3 protein-coding genes are annotated in these 4,784 nt (G+C 61.7%); all 3 read left to right on the top strand.

What is annotated here, in order from left to right; genetic code table 11:
- Positions 1-305, top strand: a 305-nt coding sequence (locus tag NKJ32_RS35030; RefSeq protein WP_352830493.1) for an S-adenosylmethionine:tRNA ribosyltransferase-isomerase, incomplete at its 5' end; no start/stop codon positions are given.
- 284 nt (positions 306-589) lie between these two features.
- Positions 590-2,332: an adenylate/guanylate cyclase domain-containing protein gene (locus tag NKJ32_RS35025; protein ID WP_352625632.1), complete on the top strand. Its 1,743-nt coding sequence runs from the start codon at positions 590-592 to the stop codon at positions 2,330-2,332.
- A 378-nt stretch (positions 2,333-2,710) separates the two neighbouring features.
- Positions 2,711-4,429, top strand: coding sequence for an adenylate/guanylate cyclase domain-containing protein (locus NKJ32_RS35020; RefSeq protein WP_352595770.1), 1,719 nt, complete (start codon positions 2,711-2,713; stop codon positions 4,427-4,429).
- Positions 4,430-4,784 lie beyond the last annotated feature (355 nt).

The following is a 4,784-nucleotide window of genomic DNA, read 5'->3' as shown; positions in this document are numbered from 1 at the left end:
GCGGCAATGTGCGTGCCGGAAATGGCATTGCGACAGGGCGCATCGCGCGGGGCACGCGGCTTCGCGTGGTCGATGCGATTCTCACGGGCGTCCACCAGCCAGGCGAAAGCCATTTCGAGCTCCTGCGCGCCTTTGCCGACGATGCTCTGCTCGCCAAGGCCTCCGCAGCCTTCATCGCGTATCGATACCGCGCGCATGAATTCGGCGATTCCATGCTGCTTAATCGCCAACCGCCGCTTCTATCGCGCGAACGGAACCGTGCCGAGGTGCTCCAGACGAAGCCTCTACTCGAGGCGTGGCTATGATGTCGGCAGGTTCGGTGCCATTCCGGCCACACCGCGAACGCCAGCTTCGGAGAAGCGCCGGAAAGGTCGGCAATTGGCGCGATCGAGGCGATGCGGACTTCGCCTACTCAGCAGTTGCCAGCTCGCGTCAAACGGCTTGGTTGGGTGGCAGTCGGTCATCCGCGTCGGCCTTCGGAAGGAGCAGATCGCCGCCGTGCCACGCCACGTCCCGCAGGTGAACTATTCCCAGATTCACGACCCGTCGTATGCTATCCTTGGCCGATTGGTCTGCTTGAGGAGAATTCTTGGAGAGAAGGCTCGCAGCCATCCTGGCGGCTGACGTGGTTGGCTACTCGGCGCTCATGGAGAGTGACGAGGCAGGGACCTTTGAGCGTCTCAGAGCGATACGCACGGAACTGTTTGAGCCCAAAATAGCGGAACGACACGGACGCATATTCAAGCTCATGGGCGACGGACTGCTCGCCGAGTTCTCCAGCGTGGTGGATGCGGTCGAGTGCGCGGTGGCGCTGCAGAGTAGCTTGGTCGAGCGCAACGCGGATTCCGTCGCGAACGATCGCATTGAGGTGAGAATAGGCATCAATCTCGGCGAAGTAATTGTCGAGGGCGAGGATCGCTACGGCGACGGCGTCAACATCGCAGCGCGCCTGCAGCAACTAGCGGAGCCTGGCGGCATCTACATCTCCGGTAAGGTTGCTCGCGAAGTCGAAAGGAAGCTTCCCTTTGGCTTCGAATCGATGGGCGAGCAGCATGTCAAGAACATCGCTGAACCGCTCCCGGTCTATCGCGTTCTTCGCCAGCGGTTCGTCGCCGACATGCAACAGCTCAGATCGCCTTCGTTGCCCAACAAGCCGTCCATCGCCGTGCTGCCGTTCACCAACATGAGCGGTGATCCCGAGCAGGAGTATTTCACGGACGGGCTGGTGGAGGACCTCATCACTGGCCTGTCGAAGATACCCGGTCTGTTCGTCATCGCGCGGAACTCCACTTTCGCCTACAAGGGCAGAACGCTCGATATCCGGCAGGTCGCAAGAGAGCTTGGCGTCCGCTACGTGATGGAAGGGAGCGTGCGGCGGGCTGCCGACAGACTGCGCATAACCGCACAGCTTATCGAGGGCAAAGATGCAACCCATGTTTGGGCAGACAAGTTCGAGGGCGCGGCGGAAGACGTGTTCGACCTGCAGGACCGATTGACCGAGAGTATCGTCGGGACGCTTGAACCCACCCTGCGGCGCGCTGAGATCGACCGAGCGCGCCGCAAGCGGCCGGACAGCCTTGACGCATATGATCTCTTCCTGCGCGCCTTGCCACATGCCTACGCCAACACGCCGGCCGATACCAACGAAGCCCTGCGCCTGCTGAACGAGGTCTTGAGCCTCGACCCGAACTACGCTTCCGCACATGGCTATGCGGCCTGGGGATACGAACAGCGCTTTCTGCGCGGAGGCTTCCATCCCGAAGACAGGGCTGCCGCGCTGAAGCACGCCAACATCGCAATGGCGATCGGCGCCGACGATCCCCAGGCGCTGTCGATGGGGGCGTTCGTTCACGCCACGATTACCCATGACTACGCACGGGCCATCAGCGCTCTCGATCGAGCTTTGAAGCTAAACCGCAACTTAGCTCTGGCATACGGCTTCAGCGCGATGGTGCACATGTACAGCGAAATCTATGAACGTGCGTGCGATCACGCGTTCAAGGCACTTCGCCTCAGTCCTTTCGATCCCCTGAACTATCATTCGTATCTGGCGCTGGCCTGGGTCCACCTCTTCACTGGCCGGTATGATGACGCGGTGAACTATTCGACGCTGGCGATCCAAGTAGCGCCCGGCTTCAGCGTCCTCTATGCCAGCCTCGTCGCAGCCTATGTCAATCTCGACCGCCTGGATGCCGCACGCGCAGCCGCCTCGCGGCTGTTGGAGGTCGCGCCGGGCTGGACAAACAGCGCATTCGTGCGGATGAGCGTCGTCCGACCAGAACTCATGGAAATGCTGGCGTCGGCGCTGCGAAAGGCGGGATTGCCGGAATGACCGGGCGAAGCAAGCGCAGGCAGGAAGGGCTGTCGAGAACCATGAAGCCGGCGGCTGGCGCGCCGTCGGTGCACCGGCTAGGCGTATCGTTGCGGCGTCTGCAGAAAGTGTGCCGAGCGCGGCGAAACGATAATGGCCCGCCTGTGGGACGAGCCTCTGAATCGTGCAGCCGGGCTGCTCATCGTGCCGGATGCGGCGAAGCGGACCATAACCGACATTGCATTCCGCTGCGGCAGGAGAGCCGGAGCGTCGCGCGATCCATGGTCTCAAGAGGCGTGATCTGTGGTATCAAAGGCCGGTAAGGGCACGCCGGAGGCGCCGATCCTACCCGCCTCTGACCTGCGGCTTGCGTGTCGCGAATCCTAACTGAGGCCCAACATGGAGCGGAAGCTCGCTGCCATCCTTGCCATCGATGTTGTCGGGTACTCGGCGCTCATGGAGGCGGATGAAGCGGGCACCTTCGACCGGCTAAAACGTGGCCGCAAAGAGCTGTTCGAGCCGGAAATCGCAACACGACACGGGCGAATCTTCAAGCTTATGGGAGACGGCCTGCTGGCGGAGTTCGGCAGCGTGGTGGATGCGGTCGAATGCGCGGTCACGCTTCAACGCGGCATGGCGGAGCGTAACGCGAGCGTCGCCGAAGACCAGCGCTTCGAAGTCAGGATCGGAATCAACCTTGGAGAAGTGATCGTCGAAGGGGACGATCGCTATGGCGAGGGCGTGAACGTGGCCTCGCGCCTCCAGCAACTCGCCGAGCCCAGTGGCATCTGCGTTTCAGAGAAGGTGTCCAAGGAAGTCAGGCAGAAGCTGGCGTTTGCGTTCGAGCCTATGGGCGAGCAGCGGGTGAAGAATATAGCCGAGCCGATATACTGCTATCGCGTAAACCTGCAGCTTCCGAGAGCCGCTCCGGTCGGCCGACTGGCATCGCTGGAATTGCCCGACAAGCCCTCGATCGCGGTTTTGCCTTTCACTAACATGAGCAACGATCCGGAGCAGGAAACCTTTGTCGACGGCTTGACCGAAGACCTGATCACCGACCTATCTCGCTGCGCCGGCCTCTTCGTTATCGCGCGCAACTCGACCTTTGCTTACAAGGGGCGGTCGGTCGATGTGCGTTTGGCCGCGCGTGATCTTGGGGTGCGCTATGTGGTTGAAGGCAGCGCCCGGCGCGCCGCGGGGCGCGTGCGCGTTAATGCGCAGCTGATCGAGGCAATCGGCGGCGATCATATCTGGGCCGAGCGCTATGACAGCAGCCTCGAGGACATCTTTGCAGTGCAGGATGAGGTCACGGCCAAGATCGTCGAAGCCCTAGTCGGCCGATTGGCCGGACGGCCGGCGCGCAAACGGCCGACGAGTCTCGAAGCCTATGACCTCTGCGTGCAAGCGCGCGGCGTCAGTTTTCAGACCGGGTTAGGCGCGCGGGAAGCGCGCATGCTCCTGGAAAAGGCGATTGGTCTCGATCCCGACTATGCCGAAGCACATAGCTGGCTGGCCCTCAATCTTTGGCTCGGCTGGCTGTTCTGGGACGAGCCGAAGGAAGCCAACCAGCCTCGCTCGCTCGCGGAAGCGCAGCGGGCAGTGGCGCTCGACCCTAACGATGCCGGGAACCGCTGGGTGCTGGGCATCATACTTGGTCACGAACGGCGTTTCGCGGAATCGGATGCTGAGTTCGAGGCGACCTTCAAGCTCGATCCCAATCATGCCGATGCCTGGGCGATGCGCTCGGATCTCATCACCTTGAGGGGCGACGCGGTCAAAGGCGTCGAATTCGTGAAGCGGGCATTGCGGCTCAATCCGCGCCCACCGGGGTGGTATTATTGGATGGCGGGCCAAGCCTACTATGCGCTCGGCGACTATCAATCCGCGGTCGAGGCTTTACGCAAGCCGGAAACCTACCGCACCACGTCGCGGCGCATGCTAGCGGCAGCCCTCGCGCAGCTCGGGCGCCAGGATGAAGCCCATCAGGAGGCGGAATTCTTCATGATGAGCAATCCCCATTTCAGCATCAGGCACTGGGCAACATCGCAGCCATTCGACGACGAGGAATTGCTCCAGCGCTTCGTCGAAGGCTACCACAAGGCTGGCCTTCCCGACTAAAGGGCGCATCGCTTTGGATCGCCTACTTGCTCTCGTCAGACATAGGCTTGTTTTGGTTGTGAGGGCGATGACCGTGGGTTCCGATCAATGTCCGTTAAGGGCGGGTTGTGCCCCATTGTGAAGGTGCACTTCATCGGCACCGACAACCAACAACTTTCAAACCGATCCTTTGTAGCGCTTCCAGGTGAGACGCTAGAATTCGCGGGCTCACGTCGAGCGCTGCGGCTGCGGAGGGCGGCATGGAGAAGAACCATGCCCAGCTGGAACAGAGTACCCATCCGGTGAAGACCGCAGACGTGTATCCGGCGGCCATGAGGACCTGAGCACCGCGGTGCCGGCGTCAAGTTTTTGATGG

Origin of the sequence: Mesorhizobium sp. M0159, assembly GCF_040322295.1 — a bacterium.
Taxonomy (GTDB): domain Bacteria; phylum Pseudomonadota; class Alphaproteobacteria; order Rhizobiales; family Rhizobiaceae; genus Mesorhizobium.
Note: the sequence above shows the minus strand (reverse complement) of the source record. Positions and strands in the feature narration are given on the sequence as shown.